The following is a 17,815-nucleotide window of genomic DNA, read 5'->3' on the forward strand; positions in this document are numbered from 1 at the left end:
CGCCACGGCAGGATGGACCCATGCCGTACGAGATCCCCGCGCCGATGCTGGCGAAGTCCGTGCCCGATGTGCCCGACCCGGCGAAGGTGCCGGGAGGTCTCAGCTACGAGCCGAAGTGGGACGGATTCCGCGCCCTGATCTCGTGGGACGGCGAGAACGTCGAGATCGGCTCACGCGGCGCCAAGCCGCTGACGCGCTACTTCCCCGAGCTGGTCGAGGCCTTCGCGCGGCTTCTGCCCGAGCCGTGCCTGCTCGACGGCGAGATCGTCGTGCCGATCCAGCGCGACGGGCGACGCCGGCTGGACTGGGAGTCGCTGTCGCAGCGCATCCACCCCGCGGCATCCCGCGTCAACATGCTCGCCGAGCAGACGCCGGCGATGTTCATCGCGTTCGATCTGCTGGCCGTCGGTGACCGCGACCTGCAGTCCGAACGCTTCGCAGTGCGTCGGGCCGCACTCGTCGACCTGCTGCGCGATGTGCCCGACCCCATCCACGTGACCCGCACCACCGACGACGCCGATCTGGCGCGCCGCTGGCTCGCCGAGTTCGAGGGTGCCGGGCTCGACGGGGTCGTGGCGAAGCCGCTCGAGCAGCCGTACGCGCCGGGCAAGCGCACGATGTTCAAGATCAAGCACGCACGGACGGCCGATGTCGTGGCGCTGGGCTATCGCATCCACAAGTCGGGCGAGGGCGTCGGGTCGCTGCTGGTCGGGCTGTACGGCGAAGACGGCACGCTCTATCCGGTCGGCGGGGTCGCCGCATGGAGCAACGCCCGCAGGCTGGAGCTGATCGACGAGCTCGCGCCGCTCGTCGAGCGCGACGCCGAGGGCGAGGCTGTGCGCGGTGAGGGCGAGAAGTCCCGGTTCCAGGCCGGGCGTGCCGACTCGTCGTTCGTGCGGCTGCGCCCCGAGCGCGTGCTCGAGGTGCGCTACGACCAGCTCGAGGGGTGGCGCTTCCGGCACACGGTGCAGTTCGAGCGGTGGCGCCCCGACCGCGACCCACGCTCGTGCACGTACGAGCAGCTCGAGGTGGTCGCCGCGTACGACCTCGCCGAGGTGCTGGTCTGAGGATGACGGATGCCGTGTCCCACACCCCCGTTCGTTGAGCGAGGGAGCGCAGCGACTGAGACGAAACGCTCTGACCCGCGAACAAGCCCGGGGCGTCAGTCCCTCGGCGGCGTGAACTCCACGATCGGAATGTGCGCGTCGCCGCCCGCGGCGATGTCCATCGCGCTGCTGAGGTGATGCCACGCCTCCGGATGCGCGATCGCATACCGGCGCAGCACCGCCGCGGACTCCTCTTTGCCGAGCAGCCGCACCGCGGCGCGCACGCGCCGGGCGCCTCCGGTGCTGAGGTACGCGACGCCGTTCGCACGCAGGTTGCGGTACCACTGCGCCTTCTCGCCGAATCCGGATGCCACGCGCACGACGTTGCGCTCCCGCTCCACCACCTCCACCACCACGAAACGCCGCTCGTGTGAGACGCGTCCGAAGTGCTCGATCATGACGAGGCGCCGCCCGAGCATCCAGCCGAGCCCCGCGCGATACAGCGGAATCGGCATCCGCATCAGCCACCGCACCTTGAGGGCGCGGGCCGCCAGCCGGTCGAGGAAGCCGGGGCCGCGCGTGGCCTGCGTCGGATCGGTGAGCGCCTCGGTCATCGCTCTTCTTTGGGCCAGTTCTCGGGGTTGATGCGGCTGGGCTGCACGCGCGGCGGCTCGCCCGGCATCTTCGGGAAGTCCGGAGGGAACGGCAGCTCGCCGAGCCCGTGGTCCAGGTCGCGCTGCCACCACTCGAGCAGCGTGTCGATGCGCCCCGGTTTCGCGAGCAGATCGGCCCACGGATCGCCGATGTCGGCGAGGCGCTGCGGCACCGACCGCACCGTGAACGAGGCGGGATCGACGCCTGCGGCGAGTTCGTCCCAGGTGAGCGGCGTCGACACGGTCGCGCCGGGCAGTGCGCGAGGGCTGTACGCGCCCGCCATCGTGCGATCGCGGTTGGCCTGGTTGAAGTCGATGAAGATGCGCTCGCCGCGCTCCTCCTTCCACCAGTTCATCGTGACCTTGTCGGGCAGGCGCCGCTCCAGCTCGCGACCTGCGGCGATCACCGCGTGCCGAACGTCGAGGAACTCGTGCGTCGGCTCGATCGGGCAGAACACGTGGATGCCGCGGTTGCCGCTGGTCTTGAGGAAGGCTGTCAGCCCAGCCTCGGCGAGGACCTCGCGCAGGGCGGGGGCGACGGCTGCCGCATCCGCGAAATCCGTCCCCGGCTGCGGGTCGAGGTCGATGCGCAGCTCGACCGGGTTGTCGGTATTGGCCGTCAGCGACGCCCACGGGTGGAAGACGATCGTGTTCATCTGCACCGCCCACACCGCGGTTGCGATCTCGGTGAGGATGATCTGCGGATGCCGTCGCCCGCTGTTGTACGTGACGGTCTGCGCCTCGACGAACGAAGGCGCACCCTTGGGCGGGTTCTTGGAGTAGAACTTCTCGCCTTCGACGCCGTCGGGGAACCGCTCTAGTGACACCGGCCGATCGCCGTTCGCCGCGAGGAACGGTTCACGCACGGCGATCATGTACTCGGCGAGTTCCCGCTTGGTGATCCCGACCTCGGGCCAGATCACGCGGTCGGGGTTCGATATCCCGACCTCGCGGTCTCCGTCGGGACTCGGGACGGTAAGAGTGATGCGCGGCGACGCCATGCTTCGACGGTAGCGGGATGCCGCGACGGGGGCCAGACGACCGGAGGTTCCGCTTGACGCGCCTGGGCCCACGCGACCGGAGGCTCCGCGCGACGCGCCTGGGCCCACGCGACCGGAGGCTCCGCGCGGCGCGCCAGCGGCGCGTGGAGGGGTCGTGGGGACGGCGCGTGGAGGGGTCGTGGGGACGGCGAGTGGAGGGGTCGTGGGGACCGGCTCCCCGCGGTCTATCTCGCGCCACGGCCTGCCACCCCGGAGGCGGCCGGTGCCGCGACCGGACGCCCGGCCGCGGCATCCGTCACCGCTGAACGGGGAACACCATGTGCGTCACGCGCGCGCTGGGAATCACGACGGTCGGGTCGCCGAGCCGCACCTCGCTGGGATCGATCCCCGCGAAGTACGCGTGTCCGTCGCCGAGGACGACAGGCACCAGGTCGATCGCGACCTCGTCGACGAGGCCCGCGGCGAGCGCCTGCCCGGCGACCGTGCCCGCCGCGACACCGATGGTCTTGTCGCCGGCGATCTGCTGCGCCTTCGCGACCGCCGCTTCGATGCCGTCGGTGACGAAGTGGGCGTTGCCGGTGTGGGCATGCGCCCAGTCGGTCGGCGCTTCGTGCGTCAGCACCACGAAGGGGACTCCGAGCGGATGCTGGCCCTTCCAGCCGTCGGTGATGTCGAACAGGTGGCGACCGACCACAAGGCAGCCGAGGCGCGACGTCCATTCCCGCCAGTAGTCGGCGCTGGTCTGGGTGAGGTGGAACGGGGGAAGATCCCCGGCGTTGACGACCTCGACGTCCCCGGCCCCGTACCAATCGAAGAGGGGCCCGGGGTCGTCGTTCGGGAATGCGACGAAGCCGTCGAGCGACGTCGATGCGGAGGTCACGACCTTGCCCATGGATCAGCCCTCCCCCGCGAGCAGCGCGTCGAGCTTCTCGTAGCCCTCGCGCATGCCGCGCTCCATGCCGTCGGCGACCATCTTCTCGAGCACCTCCGGGCCGGGGAACACGCTGCGGTCAACCAGCCGGGAACGGCCGCCGTCGAGGCTCTCGAACCGGATCGTGTCCATGCTCACCTCGTCGGCATACCCCTCGAACTCGAAGGTCTGGATGATGAGCTCGTTCTCGCGGACCGTGTGGAACATGCCGCGGAACTTGTACACGTTGCCGTCCGGATCGGTCTGCTCGAAGCTGTAGCCCCCGCCGCTGCGGAAGTCCCAATGGGTGATCGTGGTCCGCTCTTCGCCCGGCCCGATCCATTGCACGAACAGCTCCGGGTCGGCGTGGGCACGGAAGAGCGCTTCGACGGGCGCGTCGAACTCGCGCGTGATGTCGGCGTACGTCGCACCAGGAGGCGCGTCGATGATGAGCGGGTTGCTCATGATTCCTTCTCCTTCTTGTCGTGGTTCTCGGTGGGCGTTGACAGGGTCTTGGCGAGCACGGAGTCCAGCCGCCGGTAGGCGCGCTCAGCGTCCAGCCGGTACCGGTCGATCCAGGCGGTGAGCTGCTCGAGGGCCGCGGCGTCGAGATGGACCGGACGCCGCTGCGCATCACGCGACCGTGTGACGAGCCCGGCGTCTTCGAGCACCCGGATGTGCCGTGACACCGCCTGCATCGTGATGGGGAACGGCTCAGCCAGCTCGCCCACCGTCGCCGGGCCCCGGCTCAGCCGCGCGATCATCGCGCGGCGCACCGGATCGCCCAGCGCGACGAACGCGCGATCGAGCAGTTCCTCGTTCATACTCAACCGATTCCTTTATCAACGTTCATGTTGAATAGGATACCGACGGGATGCCAGGAGTCAACCCCTCATCCAACGGTCGGGATCAGCTCGCGAGCGCGAGCACGGGCGCCAGCTCGTCGCGCGTGAGCCGGACCCACGGACCAGCGGGGTCCACGACGACACCCGTCAAGCCCGAGTCCGCAGCCAGCGCCTTGGCGAGCTGGGCCGCGGTGATGGGTGCAGCGTTGTCGCCCCGCCCGACGACCGCGACCTCGAGCGGGTGCGAGTACAGCTCGAGGTACCGGCTGCCGTCGGCCTGCCGCCCTTCAGCGAGACCGGGCTTGCCGCCGGCCGCCGTGCCGACGGCGACCCACAGCGGCACGCGCGTGAGAGCCTGGGCGATCTCGGCCGAGGTCTGTGGCGTGCGTTCGCCGGCGAGCAGGGTCTTGACCGTCAGCTGCGGATCGGCCTGCTCGACGATCTTCTGCAGCAGCTCCCGGGGCAGCACGGCTCGAGCCGGAGCCGACGCGTGGTCGAGGATGAGCCCGTCGTACGATCCGTTGAGCACATGCCGCAGCACCGAGAGCACCGGCTGCCCCATCGCGGAAGTGTCGGCATCGCCGTCCGCGCGGAGGCTGGCCTGCAACGCGGTGCCGCTCGAGTATCCGAGAGCGAAGGTGCGCTCCCCCGCGTTGACGACGGCGAGCGGCAGGTTCTTGCCTTCCGCAAGCAGGGCACGGGCGTCGCCCTTCACCCGCAGGAACACGTGGCCCTGCAGCAGCTGCCGGGCGACATCCAGCACCATCTGCGCCGGAGCGCCGTCCGGCACGCGCGCGAGGGCGTCGCGGAGCAGCACGTTGTCGCGCAGCCCAGGGATGGTCTCGCTCGACGGCGGCGCGACGCGCGTCTCGGCGCGGGCGTTGCCGCGCGGACGGGGTGCTTCCTTCGGCGCGCCTGGTGCAGCCGGCGTCGCCGCGCCGAGCCCACCGAACGCTGAGACGGAGATGGAAACGGTCCCGACGCCCCCTTCATCCGCCGCCGGCGCGTCGGCCGGAGCCTCCGGGCGCGTGGGCCCGGCCGCAGCATCCGTCGCCTCGGTGCCCGAGGTCGCTGCCGTCTGGGCCTCGGCGGCGGCCAGGTCGCTCACGTCGCCGGAGCGCGGCTCACCCGACGCCCCCGCGGCCGATTCATCAGCGGAGGTCACACCCGGCTCACCCGACGGAGCCGCCGGTACGGCCGCCTCCTCACCGGGACGGCGCTCGGCGGGCTTCTTCGGACGGCGCGAGAACAAGGCCATTGTGCGAGCCTAACCCGGCTCCTCCCCGCCGCCCGCCGTACCGTTCTCAGGACCGCCGCTCGACCGGCGAACCCCGACCCGCGGAATCCCGCGGCCGGCCACACCGACGCGCCGCGCCGGTCCGGAGCTACGCCCGCCGGCCCGTCACGACACCGCGGCAATCCCGGCTCCCGCTCGCTCGCCACCGCCCAGTTCTCCGGATCACCGCCCCGCCGGCGAATCCCGACCCGCGGAATTCCGTGGCCGGCCACACCGACGAGCCGCGCTGGTCCGGAGCTACGCCCGCCGACCCATCACAGCGCCGAGACCCCGGCTGCGATCACTCCGATGCCGACGGCGAGGAGGGATGCCGCGAGCACCACGACCCCGGCCCAGAGCAGCGCGATCGCACGGCCCGGCCGCTCCGGGTCGCGGCCGAGCACCGACAGGAAGAATCCGGCCGGGATCAGGATCGCGCTCGCGAGCACGCCGACAGCGGTCCACTGCCACGCCGGCGAAGCGCCGGCAGCGGCGAGGACCAGCAGGCTGACCAGCCCCAGGATCACGAGCACGCCGGCGTGGGCGTGGCCCGCGCGGAAGAACGTCTTCTGCAGCGCGTTGAACGGCAGCCCGCGCGTCGCGATACGCAGCAGGAACGCGCCGCCCGACATGATGCCGATGACGGTGAGGATCGTCGCACCCGCGACGATCGTGAGGATCGGGTCCATCGTGACCTCCATTAGATAGTCCTACTCGCCAGTAGTAGATAGCTATAGTATCTAATGCAAGCCCAGGGAGGGTTCATGAAGATCTCGCAGCTGGCCGAGCGCAGCGGAGTCCCCGTCGCGACGGTCAAGTTCTACATCCGCGAGGGCATGCTTCCCCGCGGCGAGGCGGTGTCGGCGACGAGCTCCGAGTACAGCGACGCGCACCTCGCGCGGCTGCGCCTCATCGCCGCCCTGGCGGATGTGCGCGGGCTCCCGCTGTCGCGGGTGCGCGACATCCTGACCCTCATCGACTCCCCCACCGGCGACCCGATCGACATCCTCGGCCGTGCTGTGGGCGCACTCCCGCCGTACGTCGACGGCGATCGCGACGACTACCCGTACGCGCGCGCCGCCATCGCTGAGCTGGGCCTGACCTACGATCCGGGCTTCACGGCGGTCGCGCAGCTCGACGAGGCGCTGCACGCGCTGGAGGGCGCCGGATTGGATGCCTCGCCCGCCGTGCTCCACCGCTACAGCGATGCGATGCGCCAGGTGGCTGCAGAAGAGGTCGCGCCCGTGGCCGACATGGACCTCGACGATGCGGTTCCCTACGCGGTGCTCGGCACTGCCCTGTACGAGCCGGTCATGCTCGCGCTCCGCCGCCTCGCCCACCACCACTTGCTCGTCCACCGCGACGACCACGCCTGACCCGATTCCGCCGGGTGCGGTCCAGGCAACGCAGCAACCACCAGCCCACAACCTGCCAAACCCGGACCACACCCACCGGAACCGGCCAACAGCGCCTACCCGGAACACCGCAGTCCAGGAAGCGCAGCAACCACCAGCCCACAACCTGCCAAACCCGGACCGCACCCCACCGGAACCCGCCGACAGCGCCCACCCGGAACACCGCAGTCCAGGAACCGCAGGAACCACCAGCCCAGAACCTGCCAAACCCGGGACCGCACCCACCGGAACCGGCCAACAGCGCGCCCGGAACACCGCGATCCAGGAAACGCAGGAACCACCAGCCCAGAAGCTGCGAAACCCGGACCGCACCCCACCGGAACCCGCCAACATCGCGCGCCCGGAACACCGCAGTCCAGGAAACGCAGGAACCACCAGCCCAGAAGCTGCCAAACCCGGACCACACCCCACCGGAACCCGCCGACAGCGCCCACCCGGAACACCGCAGTCCAGGAAACGCAGGAACCACCAGCCCAGAACCTGCCAAACCCGGACCGCACCCACCGGAACCCGCCGACAGCGCGCGCCCAGAACACCGCAGTCCAGGAAACGCAGCAACCACCGACCCAGAACCTGCCGGACCCGGACCCCGGGACGTGGGGTCAGAGCTTCTCGATCGGGGCGATCTTGATCAGCAGCTTCTTCGGGCCGGCGGTGTCGAAGCGGACGTGCGCGACGCGCTTCGCGCCCTCGCCGGTGACAGCGTCCACCTTTCCCTCACCGAAATCGTCGTGACGGATGCGGTCGCCCGGGCCCAGCTCGAGGTCGCCGTTGTCGCGGACCTTCGCCGGGATCTTGTTCGCGAACCGGTCGATCGACCCGCCCGGCGCGCGGCGAGGCAGCGGCACCAGGTCGTCCCCGTACCGTGAACCCGACCCCCCGGACCCGGACCCACCGAAGCCCGAACCGGACTGCCGCCGTGCGTTGAGCGCCCGCGACTGCGTGCCGCCGCGCGAGTTGACGTCTCCGGGCGACTGGCGCCAGTGCAGCAGCTCGTTCGGGATCTCTTGCAGGAACCGGCTCGGCATCGCCACGGTGACCTCGCCGAACTGCGCGCGGGTCATGGCGAGCGACAGATACAGCCGCTTGCGCGCACGAGTGATGCCGACGTAGAAGAGGCGTCGCTCCTCCTGCGGCCCACCGGGCTCGTTGGCCGAGATGCGGTGCGGGATCAGGTCTTCTTCGACGCCGGTCACGAACACGGCGTCATACTCGAGGCCCTTCGCGGTGTGGAGGGTCATGAGCGACACCGAGCCCGACGCGTCCTCGAGGTCGTCGGCATCCGACACCAGCGCGACCTCGGTGAGGAAGTCCAGGATCGTGCCCTCGGGGTTGTTGCGCGCGAACTCCCGCGCGACCGCGACGAGCTCGTCGAGGTTCTCGATGCGCGCCTCGTCCTGCGCGTCCTTGCTCGCCCGCAGCGCGTCGTAGTACCCGCTCTTGCTCAGCAGCAGCTGCAGACCCTCGGCCACCGCGGTGGGCGGCGCGAGCTCGCCCGACGGCGGCAGCATGAGAGCGGATGCCTCGGCCAGCACCGCGTCCAGATGCGCGATCGCCGCCTGGATCTTGGGTCCGACCCCCAGCGCCGACGAGTTCGCGAGGGCGTCGCGGAACGTGATCTGCTGGTCGACGGCATACCGGGCGATCGTCTCGATCGTCACGTCGCCGATGCCGCGCCGCGGCCGGTTGATGATGCGGCGCATCGCCATCTCGTCCGCGGGGTTGGCGACCGCGACGAGATAGGCCAGGGCGTCCTTGATCTCGGCGCGCTCGTAGAACTTGGTGCCGCCCATGATCTTGTAGGGCACGGCGGAGCGGATGAAGATCTCTTCCAGCGCACGCGACTGCGAGTTGGTGCGGTAGAACACGGCCATCTGCGAGTAGTCGACGCCCGCCTTGCGCAGCACCTCGATCTCGTCGGCGACGAACTGGGCTTCGTCGTGCTGCGAGTAGCCGGTGAAGCCGATGATCCTCTCGCCCTCGCCGACGTCGGTCCACAGTCGCTTGTCTTTGCGGTCGAAGTTGTGGCTGATGACGGCGTTCGCCGCCGAGAGGATGTTCTGCGTGGAGCGGTAGTTCTGCTCGAGCAGCACGACCTTCGCGCCCGGGAAGTCGCGCTCGAACTCGCTGATGTTGCGGATGTCGGCGCCGCGGAACGCGTAGATCGACTGGTCGGAGTCGCCCACGACCGTGAGCGACGCACCGGCCTTGTCGGGGTCGTCCGCCGGGTCGGGCTCGAAGATCATCATGCCGCCGGCGCCTGCCAGGGGCGCGGCGTCCGATCCGATCGGCCTCGTCAGCTCGTGGATCAGCGAGTACTGCGCGTGGTTGGTGTCCTGGTACTCGTCCACCAGCACGTGCCGGAACCGGCGGCGATACACGTCAGCCACCTGCGGGAACGCACGGAACAGGAACACCGTCTGGGCGATGAGGTCGTCGAAGTCGAAGGCGTTGGCGCGCTGCAGCTCACGCTGGTAGGCGGCGAACAACTCGACGAAGACACGTTCGGCAGGGTCGCTCATGTTCGCCGAGCGGGCGTAGGACTCGGCATCCGCCAGCTCGTTCTTGAGCTTGGAGATCTTGCCCTGGGTGGCCGCCGGCGTGAGCCCGTAGGCGTCGGCCTCGTGCTCTTTGACGAGGCGTTTGATGAGCGCACGCGAGTCGCCCGAGTCGTAGATCGTGAAGGCCTTGGTGAACCCGAACTGCTCGGCCTCGCGCCGCAGGATGCGCACGCACGCCGAGTGGAACGTCGAGATCCACATGCCCCGCGCGGTGTCGCCGACGAGCTGCTCGACGCGCTCGCGCATCTCGCCCGCGGCCTTGTTCGTGAAGGTGATCGCGAGGATCTGGCTGGGCCACGCCTCGCGGTTGCGCAGCAGCGATGCGATGCGCCGCGTGAGCACGCTCGTCTTGCCCGATCCGGCACCGGCGACGATGAGCAGCGCCTGCCCCCGGTAGGTCACAGCCTCGCGCTGCTGGGGGTTGAGCCCGGCGAGCAGGTCCTCGTCGGGGCGCACGTCAGGGTACGCGTGAGCGCGCGGGCCGGCGCCGCCGTCCAGAACGATAGGACGAGAGGAGGTCCCCACTCCCCCTCCAGACACCGTCCCCACGCCCCCTCCACGCGCCGCTGGCGCGTCGCGCGGAGCCTCCGGTCCTGTGGGCCCAGGCGCGTTGTCTGGAGCCTCTGGGTGTGGGGGCCCAGTCGGGCCCGGCGCGGTCGGAGTGGCGTCGGTCATGTCCCACCAAGTCTAGGTCGCCCGGCCGACACCCGCCCGGCCGTCAGAGCAGGCGCCTCGCCGACGCCCACGCGGTCAGCTCGTAGCGCGACGACAGCTGCAGCTTGCGCAGCACGGCCGACACGTGGGACTCCACGGTCTTCATCGAGATGAACAGCTCGGCCGCGACCTCCTTGTAGGCGTAGCCGCGGGCGATGAGCCGCATGACCTCCTGCTCGCGCGCCGACAGCCGGTCGAGCTCGTCGTTGGTCGTCGCCGTCTCGCCCACCGCCGCGCCGAACGCGTCGAGCACGAATCCGGCGAGCCTGGGCGAGAACACCGCGTCACCGCCGGCGACGGCGTGGACGGCGCGACTGACCTCCGCCCCCGACGAGCCCTTCGTGATGTACCCCCGCGCCCCGGCCCGGATGACGCGCACGACGTCTTCTGCGGCGTCCGACACGCTCAGCGCCAGGAAGCGCGTCGACGGTGCCGCCGGCGCGGCTGCGCGGATCACCGCTTCGCCGCCCGCCGCGTCGGTTCCGGTCCCTACGGCCCCGGCCTCGCCCGATGGCAGGTGCACGTCCAGCACCACGACGTCGGGCTGCGTCCGTACGATCGCCTCGACCGCGGCGACGACGTCGGCGGCTTCGCCGACCACCTCGATCGAGGGGTCCAGGTCGGCCCGCAGACCGGACCGGAAGATCGAGTGGTCGTCGACGATCAGCACGCGCACCGCTTCTTCAGCCACGACGCACCTCCCCCGACGAGACGGGATCCTTGCCGGCGGACGTATCGTTCACGAAGTGCAGGTGCACCTCGGTGCCTCCGCCGGCGCCGCCCCGGATGGTCGCGGAGCCCCCGGCTCGCCGCATCCGTCCGATGATCGACTCACGGATGCCGAGCCGGTCGGCCGGCACCGACTCCAGGTCGAATCCCGGCCCCCGGTCTCGCACGAACACGTCGACCGCGTGGGCGTTGCCCTCGATGTACACCGAGACGTCGCCGCCCGCGTGGCGTGCCGCGTTGAGCATCGCCTCACGGGAGGCGGCGGCGACCTCGCCGCTGGCGCGCTCGGCGGGGAGCCCGGCCGAGACGACGTCGATGCGCACCGGATAGTCCAGCTCGAGCGCCGCCCCGTAGTCCCGCAGATCCGTCGGGAGGTCGCTGTCGGCCGGGGCGTCGCCGTCGTACAGCCAGGCGCGCAGCTCGCGCTCCTGCGCGCGGGCGAGTCGTGCGACGTCGCTCGACGCTTCTGAGCGGTTCTGGATCAGCGCCAGCGTCTGCAGCACCGAGTCGTGCAGGTGCGCCGCCATCTCGGCGCGCTGCTCCTCGCGGATGCGGCGCACGCGCTCGCCCGTCAGCTCTCGCCACTTGTCGACGAGCACGGACGAATACACCAGCGCGATGCCGATCAGCGGCACCAGGGCGATCACGAAGCCGGCGATCCCGGCACCCGCCAGCGTGGTGAGCTGGGCGAAGAGGACCACCACCAGCACGACCGTCACGGTGATGCGGACGATCGTCTCGTGCCGAGGGCCGCGGGCCGGGTCACGGCGGTCGACCAGGGTCGCCCACACTCCCGCGGCGGAGGCGAGCGCGGTGGTGCCGATGACCGCCGCGACCCACGGGGGAACGGTGCCGAAGGCGACGTCGCCGGCTCGCCAGGTGCCCAGCGCGACGAGGGTGGCGAGGACGCCCGCGATCGACAGGGCCGTGAGGATCCATGCGACCGGCACGCGCCTCGTGGGCATGTCGTCGTCGCGTTCGGCCGGTGCCCACGGCACGAAGACCCAGAGCCATGCGTAGAGCAGCGCGCCCATGCCCCACGTGAGGGAGAGCAGCACGAGTGCCGCCCGCACGATCCACAGCGGCCAGCCGAGGTGGTGCGCCAACCCGGCCGAGACGCCCGAGACGGCGCATGCGCGCGGACGCTCCAGCGGCGGGCGCACCCCGCCGGGCTGCCGGCCGGCGGTGCGGTCGTGCGCCCGGCGCTTCGTCTCCGCTCGGCCCCGGCGGTCGGAGGAATCGGCGGGCGCGCCCGCCGCCGCAGGGCCCACGCGACCAGAGGCTCCGCCCAGCGCGTCAGCGGCGGGTGAAGGGGTCGTGGGGACCGTCGTCCTCTTCGCAGCCATGCGCTCATCCAATCACCCGCCGGTCCCCTCACCGCATCGGGGGCCCGAGGATCAGGGTCTGGTCAGGGGATCACCCCATGGCGGGCGCGGCGGGCGCACCGCCAGGCTGGACTCATGACCGACACGACGTCCGCTCCGGCGGGTCCCCCCGCCGATCCCGGCCCGCCTCCGCCCGCTCCGCCCGGCCTTCCGACCGGATCGGACCGCTTCTTCTCGTGGGTGCGCGGCTTCGGCATCGTCCGCGCCGACGGCTGGCTCGGCGGCGTGTGCGGCGGTCTTGCGGCCCGGCTGCGCATCGATCCGATCATCGTGCGCGGCATCTTCGTGGTGGTCGCTCTGACGGGTTTCCCGGCGCTCCTGATCTACGCGATCGCCTGGGCACTGCTGCCCGATGCGAGCGGCCGGATCCACCTGCGCGAGCTGTTCCACGCCCGGTTCGACCCCGCCATGATCGGCATCCTGATCCTGCTCGTCGTGAGCTTCGTGCCGGTCATGCCGTGGCTGTGGAATGCCGCGTTCTGGCCGCTGTGGGGCGGCTTCGGCGGCTATCCGCTGCCGATCTGGGATCTTTCGTCCCCGTTCGGCGGCTTCGGTGTGATCCTCACGCTGGCGCTCATCGGCGGCGCCACGTTCCTCATCGTCCGGTCGGCACGTGCCGACCGGCGCGCCTCGGCGGAGACTTCGCGGACGGCTTCCGCGGAGTCCGACCCGACGCCGGCGACCGCATCGTCTTCGGGTGACGACGCGACCGCCGCTCCCCTCGCGGAGCACGGGGACTCGGCCGGTCGGGCGCCGGCCGAGTCCTCATCGGGAGCGCCGAGCCCGGTAGCTCCCCCGCCGCCCGGCCCGCTCGCGGATGACGCCGAGATCGCGCAGTGGCGTGCGACGCACGAGGCCTGGCGCGCTCAGAACGACGCGTGGCGTCGCAGCCAGCAGGACGCCGAGCGCGCCGCGCGCGAACAGGCCCGCCGCGAGCGCGAGGCCGCCGGCGCGGCGTTCGCCGCCGAGGCCGAAGAGCGTCGCCGCATCCGCCGCGCCACGCGGCCCCGCACGAGCTTCGTGTACGTGCTCACGGCGCTGGGCGCGGCGATCGTCACCGGTGCGATCTGCGTGCTGGTGGCGATGACGGATGCCGCGACCGCGCCGTTCGCGGCGGCCATCGGCCTCCTCGCCGGAGCCCTCGTGGCCGCCGTGGCGATGATCGGAGCGGGAGCGTTCCGCCGGCGCAGCGGGTTCCTCGCGGCCGTGACGATCGCACTGCTGGTCGCGGGATCGGCGACGGCCGTGGCATCCGGACCCCGCAGCTTCGTGCTGGGCAACGTCTCGCTGGGCACGAGCACCGAGCCGGTGTCGATCACCCAGACCTTCGGGAACACCGACATCGCGACCCTGCCGCTCTCGGACGAAGACGACGTCGACGCCGGGCTGATCACCGTGCGCAAGGCCGGCGGCGACACCTACATCTCTGTCCACCCGGGCACTGTGCTCGATCTCAAGGCGACCCTCGACCGCGGCGGGGTGAGCTTCAGCCGCATCGATGCCGAGACGGGCCGGTCCGAGGACGGCACCCTGGCTCCCCGCGACGGCCCCGACGGACGCGCCGAGTGGACATGGTTCGTACGCAACACCGGCCCGTCGTCCGAGCCCGAGACGCGCCAGCGCATCGAGCTCGATCAGGCCGCCGGATCCGTTTTCGTCACCATCCACGAGCCGGAGGAGAACCGATGAGCGACACCCCGAGCACCGCATCGACCGCGATCTTCCCCCCGGCGTACGAGGCACCCGTGGTCGCCGACGCAGCGACTCCGGCGTGCACGCCCGACGCCCCGCGCACCCGCTGGGCGGCGATCATCTGGGGCGCGGTCTTCGCCGCGACGGCCGCGCTCGCGCTGTGGGTCACGGTCAGCCCCGACCGCCGCGCGGCCCTGGCCGACTGGACCGTGAGCCTCTCTCCGACCGCCGCCGTCGCATACCTAGTGCTGGTCGTCGGTGCGGTCGCGCTGGTGGCGGGAGTGGTCGGCGTCGCGCGTCGCGCGCAGCGCACGTTCGCCCGCAGCCGCTCCGGGTCGGTCTCCGACGCGGAGGCCTGATCCGGCGGCAGCCGCCATCCGTCAACAGGTCAACCGGCCTTCCACAGGACCTTGAATCGGTTCATCCTCCTGTAGAAGCCCGGTTGACCTGTTGGCACGCCTTGAGCGAAGGCACGACCCCGGTGCTGGCGAGAGGGCAGCTCAGGATGCCGCGGCCACGCGCCGCCGCCACGGCAGCGCGAGCAGCACGCCGGTCACGAGCAGCACTGCTCCGGCGCCGGCAGCCACCCAGGGCGTCGAGGCCGGGATCTCGAGGTAGGTCGTGATCCCTAGGATGCGGGCGAGGCCCCACGGCAGCAGGCCCATCTCGTCGTTCCAGAGGGTGAGGGCCGTCTCGAGGCCGATCATGCCGACGACGGCCGCCGGCACGGCGAGGCCGGCCCCGACACCCGCAAGCACGTAGCCGGTCGCGCGGCGCGCGCCGACCTGGGCCGACAGCGCCCAGCCGGCGGCGACGAAGACCCACACGAACAGTGCGAACGCGAGGGCGATGTAGGCGGTGCGCAGCACGGGGTCGGTCCAGAAGCCGAACCAGTATCCGCCGGGCCCGGTGAACGCGACGGCGAAGAGCGTGAGAAGGCACCGCAGCACCACGACCCCGCCGACGGCGGCGAGCACCGGCCACGGCGAGCGCCGGCCGACGCACGCGCGCACGACCAGCGCGAACATCGCCCACGCGCCGAACACGACGGCCAGGTGCGTCCACGACAGGAACGACGTCTGCACCGCACGGGTCGCGACGAGCAGCGCGGCCGGCACCGCGAGGAGCAGCCAGCGGTCGAGCTCGAGCATCCCGAGCGTGGACTCGCGAGCACGCCACGGACGGGTCGACGCGATCCACGACGCCCGGGCTGCGGCCGCGCCGGGCCGGCGCACCAGCCGCGTGCGCGCGGCGATCATGCCGATCAGCAGCCACGCGCCGGCGAGCAGCAGCAGCACTCGGGCGAGCCACGCCATCGTGAGGTCGCGCTCGGCGCGCTCGACGCCCAGCTGGGCGGCGGTGAGGTTGAACGCCGGGTGGTCGATGTCGCCCTCGTACCGGTCGAGGTGCTCCGCGGCGAGCGCCTCGAACTCCACGCGGTCCGAATCCCACGCCGCGTGTGCCTCAGGCGCGAGGGTGTCGTGCCACTCCCCCTGATGCAGGATCATCGCGCGGTACGCCGCGAGCAGCCGCAGCGTGTCGAGCTCGTAGTCCAGGGTCGAGACGAACGCCTCGCGCATCTCGGCGGAGTGCCAGGTCGCAGCATCCGTCGCCGTCACCAGGTCGCGCATGCTCTCGGCTGCCGCCACCGCCTCGGCTCCGCCCGAGATCGCGGCCTCGATGCCGCCGTCGGCATCGCGGGCGATCGCGTACATCACGTCGAGCACGGCCGAGTCGCCGGTGAGGATGTCCCACTCGAAGATCCACATCATGGGCGGCGGCTCGAGGCCGATCGCGAACACGCGCTGTTCGGCGAACGGCTCGATATACATGCCCTGCGCGATCGCCTCGCGAGAGGCACCCATGGCCGCCACGATGGCGTCGACAGTCGCGGGGTCGTCCGAGAACCACTCCCGGGCCCAGTCCGCCGTCACCTGGCCGACATCGACCGAGGGATCGCGGGCGAGGGATGCCGCCACCTGCGTGTTCAGTTCGTACAGCTGCCAGAACCCGGCCTTGAGGTACAGCGACATGGGTCCGGCGCGCCAGGGACCGCCGTCCTGCGTCCACACCCACACGCCCTCGAGCCGGTCGTTCGCGGCGAGCAGCTGCTGCAGCGCCAATTGGTACTCGGGGCCGAGGTCGTTCGGGAAGGCGCCGTAGTTCTCGAACTCGCGCCGGCTCTGCAGCTCGACGATGCGCCGCTGAGAGCCCTGCTCGAGGGTGTCGTTCAGCGGCAGCCAGGTGTAGAAGTCGCCGAGCGTGTACTTGGTCGACACGATGAGCGCCGGCGAGTCGATCCCGCCGAGCACCGCTTCGTACGACTCGGCGTTGGTGTGCATGTCGCCCACGGCGCCCACGCCGACAGACCACGTGCGGAAGATGACTTCGCGATCGGTCCCCACGCCCCCTCCAGGCGCCGCTGACGCGTCGTCTGGAGCCTCCGGGCGCGTGGGCCCAGCCTCGGCCTGCCCCGTGAAGGCTTCGAGCATCGTGCGCACGGCGTCGACCGTGGTCACCTCGAGTGCGGAGTAGTAGTCCCAGCCGCCCACGTCGTAGACGGGACCGGCCTCACCGATGCGGATGAGCACGCCGTCGAGCGCCGGGACCGCGTCGTAGAGCTCGTCGAGTCCGGCGGTGTAGGCGTCCCAGAACTCGGGGTTCTCGGTGTCGAGCGACCCGAAGCGGTCGGTGAGGTACTGCTCGAGCGGACCGGTGAGCGCGAGCATGTCGGTGCGCAGGAACACCTTCATGCCGAGCTCGTCGGCGCGCTCCCAGAACGGGGCGAACGCCTCGCGCAGCGCGAGGGCTTTGTCACGGTGGTCGTCGCCGTCGGCGTAGACCGGGCCGCCGGGCGCATCGTCGAAGGTGACGAACTCGACGAACCCCGGGAACGCGACGGCGTTGAATCCGTTCGCGAGCGAATGACGCAGGAAGCCGTCGAAGTCCTCGTACGCCTCGGCGAGGGCAGCGTCGTCGATGTAGGGAGCCTCGGGCTGGAACACATCCGCGAAGGCCCTCGACGCGTGCGAGTAGTCGTCGCCCGCCTCCCACTCGGCCGCATCGGGGCTCACCCCGACCGCGCCGAGGTCGGTCATCCGCAGCGGCAGGGTCGAGGGCTCGTGCGTGCCGATCAGGTCGGTCAGCGGGCGCGCCGCGCGTGCCTGGGCGGCGAGGTCATAGATCGCCCGCGTGGCCCCGTTCTCCGACCGCGCGGTGACGCGCAGCGCCGCCGCGTCGCCGTCGAGCGTGTAGCCGTCGCCGGTCTCGGCGAGGAGCGTCGGCAGAAGGGTGACCGTGAGCGAGGCCGGGCCCGAACGCGCGGATGCGGACGCGACGGCGTCCGTCAATTCCGCCACGGCGACGTCCAGCCGCTCCGTGTCGGGCGCGTCGATGTTCGTGAACTCGGGCGGGGCGACGGGGTCCGCCGCTTCCACACTCGCGGGCGCAGCGGGCTGCATCTGCGTGGCGGGCTCGGTGCGGATGCCCAGCGCATCGCCCACGACGACGGCGACGCCGAATCCGAGGGCGAGCAGGACGATACCGGTGACGACGGCGAGGATGGCCCGCCGTGTCGCCTGTGTCATT

At 71.3% G+C, this 17,815-nt stretch carries 15 protein-coding genes; 4 read left to right on the forward strand and 11 right to left on the reverse strand.

Features of this window, described 5'->3' with window-relative positions:
• Positions 1-20: 20 nt before the first annotated feature.
• Positions 21-1,067 carry an ATP-dependent DNA ligase gene (locus HF576_RS09805; RefSeq protein WP_168912608.1) on the forward strand — a complete coding sequence of 349 codons (1,047 nt, stop codon included), beginning with the start codon at positions 21-23 and terminating at the stop codon, positions 1,065-1,067.
• 95 nt (positions 1,068-1,162) lie between these two features.
• Here the strand turns inward: HF576_RS09805 and HF576_RS09810 are convergent, their stop codons facing one another.
• The 7 genes from HF576_RS09810 to HF576_RS09840 all read right to left on the reverse strand — a co-directional run bounded on the left by HF576_RS09810 (position 1,163) and on the right by HF576_RS09840 (position 6,432).
• Positions 1,163-1,660 (reverse strand): nitroreductase family deazaflavin-dependent oxidoreductase, encoded by a 498-nt coding sequence (locus tag HF576_RS09810; RefSeq protein WP_168912609.1) that lies wholly within the window; start codon positions 1,658-1,660, stop codon positions 1,163-1,165.
• Positions 1,657-2,700, reverse strand: a complete 1,044-nt coding sequence (gene ligD, locus HF576_RS09815; protein ID WP_168912610.1) for a non-homologous end-joining DNA ligase — start codon at positions 2,698-2,700, stop codon at positions 1,657-1,659. The genes HF576_RS09810 and ligD overlap by 4 nt, the downstream gene beginning before the upstream one ends.
• Positions 2,701-2,995: 295 nt before the next feature.
• On the reverse strand, positions 2,996-3,592 hold the full coding sequence (locus tag HF576_RS09820; RefSeq protein WP_168912611.1) for a dihydrofolate reductase family protein: 597 nt from the start codon (positions 3,590-3,592) through the stop codon (positions 2,996-2,998).
• 3 nt (positions 3,593-3,595) lie between these two features.
• Positions 3,596-4,075, reverse strand: coding sequence for an SRPBCC family protein (locus HF576_RS09825; RefSeq protein WP_168912612.1), 480 nt, complete (start codon positions 4,073-4,075; stop codon positions 3,596-3,598).
• Positions 4,072-4,434, reverse strand: coding sequence for an ArsR/SmtB family transcription factor (locus HF576_RS09830; RefSeq protein ID WP_168912613.1), 363 nt, complete (start codon positions 4,432-4,434; stop codon positions 4,072-4,074). The genes HF576_RS09825 and HF576_RS09830 overlap by 4 nt, the downstream gene beginning before the upstream one ends.
• 85 nt (positions 4,435-4,519) lie before the next feature.
• On the reverse strand, positions 4,520-5,713 hold the full coding sequence (locus HF576_RS09835; RefSeq protein WP_168912614.1) for an SseB family protein: 1,194 nt from the start codon (positions 5,711-5,713) through the stop codon (positions 4,520-4,522).
• 293 nt (positions 5,714-6,006) lie between these two features.
• Positions 6,007-6,432: a hypothetical protein gene (locus HF576_RS09840; protein ID WP_205835074.1), complete on the reverse strand. Its 426-nt coding sequence runs from the start codon at positions 6,430-6,432 to the stop codon at positions 6,007-6,009.
• A gap of 63 nt (positions 6,433-6,495) precedes the next feature.
• Here HF576_RS09840 and HF576_RS09845 point away from each other — a divergent pair, with 63 nt between their 5' ends.
• Positions 6,496-7,107: a MerR family transcriptional regulator gene (locus HF576_RS09845; protein ID WP_168912615.1), complete on the forward strand. Its 612-nt coding sequence runs from the start codon at positions 6,496-6,498 to the stop codon at positions 7,105-7,107.
• Between the two features lie 641 nt (positions 7,108-7,748).
• On the opposite strand, the gene HF576_RS09850 is transcribed toward HF576_RS09845, so the two are convergent.
• From HF576_RS09850 to HF576_RS09860, 3 genes are all read right to left on the reverse strand, one after another.
• On the reverse strand, positions 7,749-10,232 hold the full coding sequence (locus HF576_RS09850; protein ID WP_168912616.1) for an ATP-dependent helicase: 2,484 nt from the start codon (positions 10,230-10,232) through the stop codon (positions 7,749-7,751).
• Between the two features lie 193 nt (positions 10,233-10,425).
• Entirely contained in the window at positions 10,426-11,112 is a 687-nt protein-coding gene (locus HF576_RS09855) for a LuxR C-terminal-related transcriptional regulator (protein ID WP_168912617.1), read from the reverse strand.
• Positions 11,105-12,496, reverse strand: a complete 1,392-nt coding sequence (locus HF576_RS09860) for an ATP-binding protein (protein ID WP_168912618.1) — start codon at positions 12,494-12,496, stop codon at positions 11,105-11,107. The genes HF576_RS09855 and HF576_RS09860 overlap by 8 nt, the downstream gene beginning before the upstream one ends.
• 114 nt (positions 12,497-12,610) lie before the next feature.
• Here HF576_RS09860 and HF576_RS09865 point away from each other — a divergent pair, with 114 nt between their 5' ends.
• Together HF576_RS09865 and HF576_RS09870 are read left to right on the forward strand one after the other, a co-directional pair.
• A complete protein-coding gene (locus tag HF576_RS09865; RefSeq protein WP_168912619.1) occupies positions 12,611-14,224 on the forward strand; it encodes a PspC domain-containing protein in 1,614 nt (537 codons plus the stop codon).
• Positions 14,221-14,586, forward strand: a complete 366-nt coding sequence (locus HF576_RS09870) for a hypothetical protein (RefSeq protein WP_205835075.1) — start codon at positions 14,221-14,223, stop codon at positions 14,584-14,586. Before HF576_RS09865 ends, HF576_RS09870 begins: the two co-directional genes overlap by 4 nt.
• Before the next feature lie 141 nt (positions 14,587-14,727).
• Here HF576_RS09870 and HF576_RS09875 read toward each other — a convergent pair whose 3' ends face one another.
• Positions 14,728-17,814, reverse strand: coding sequence for a hypothetical protein (locus tag HF576_RS09875; protein ID WP_168912620.1), 3,087 nt, complete (start codon positions 17,812-17,814; stop codon positions 14,728-14,730).
• Position 17,815: the final 1 nt, after the last annotated feature.

The sequence above is a fragment of the Microbacterium salsuginis genome, assembly GCF_012524205.1.
Taxonomy (GTDB): domain Bacteria; phylum Actinomycetota; class Actinomycetes; order Actinomycetales; family Microbacteriaceae; genus Microbacterium; species Microbacterium salsuginis.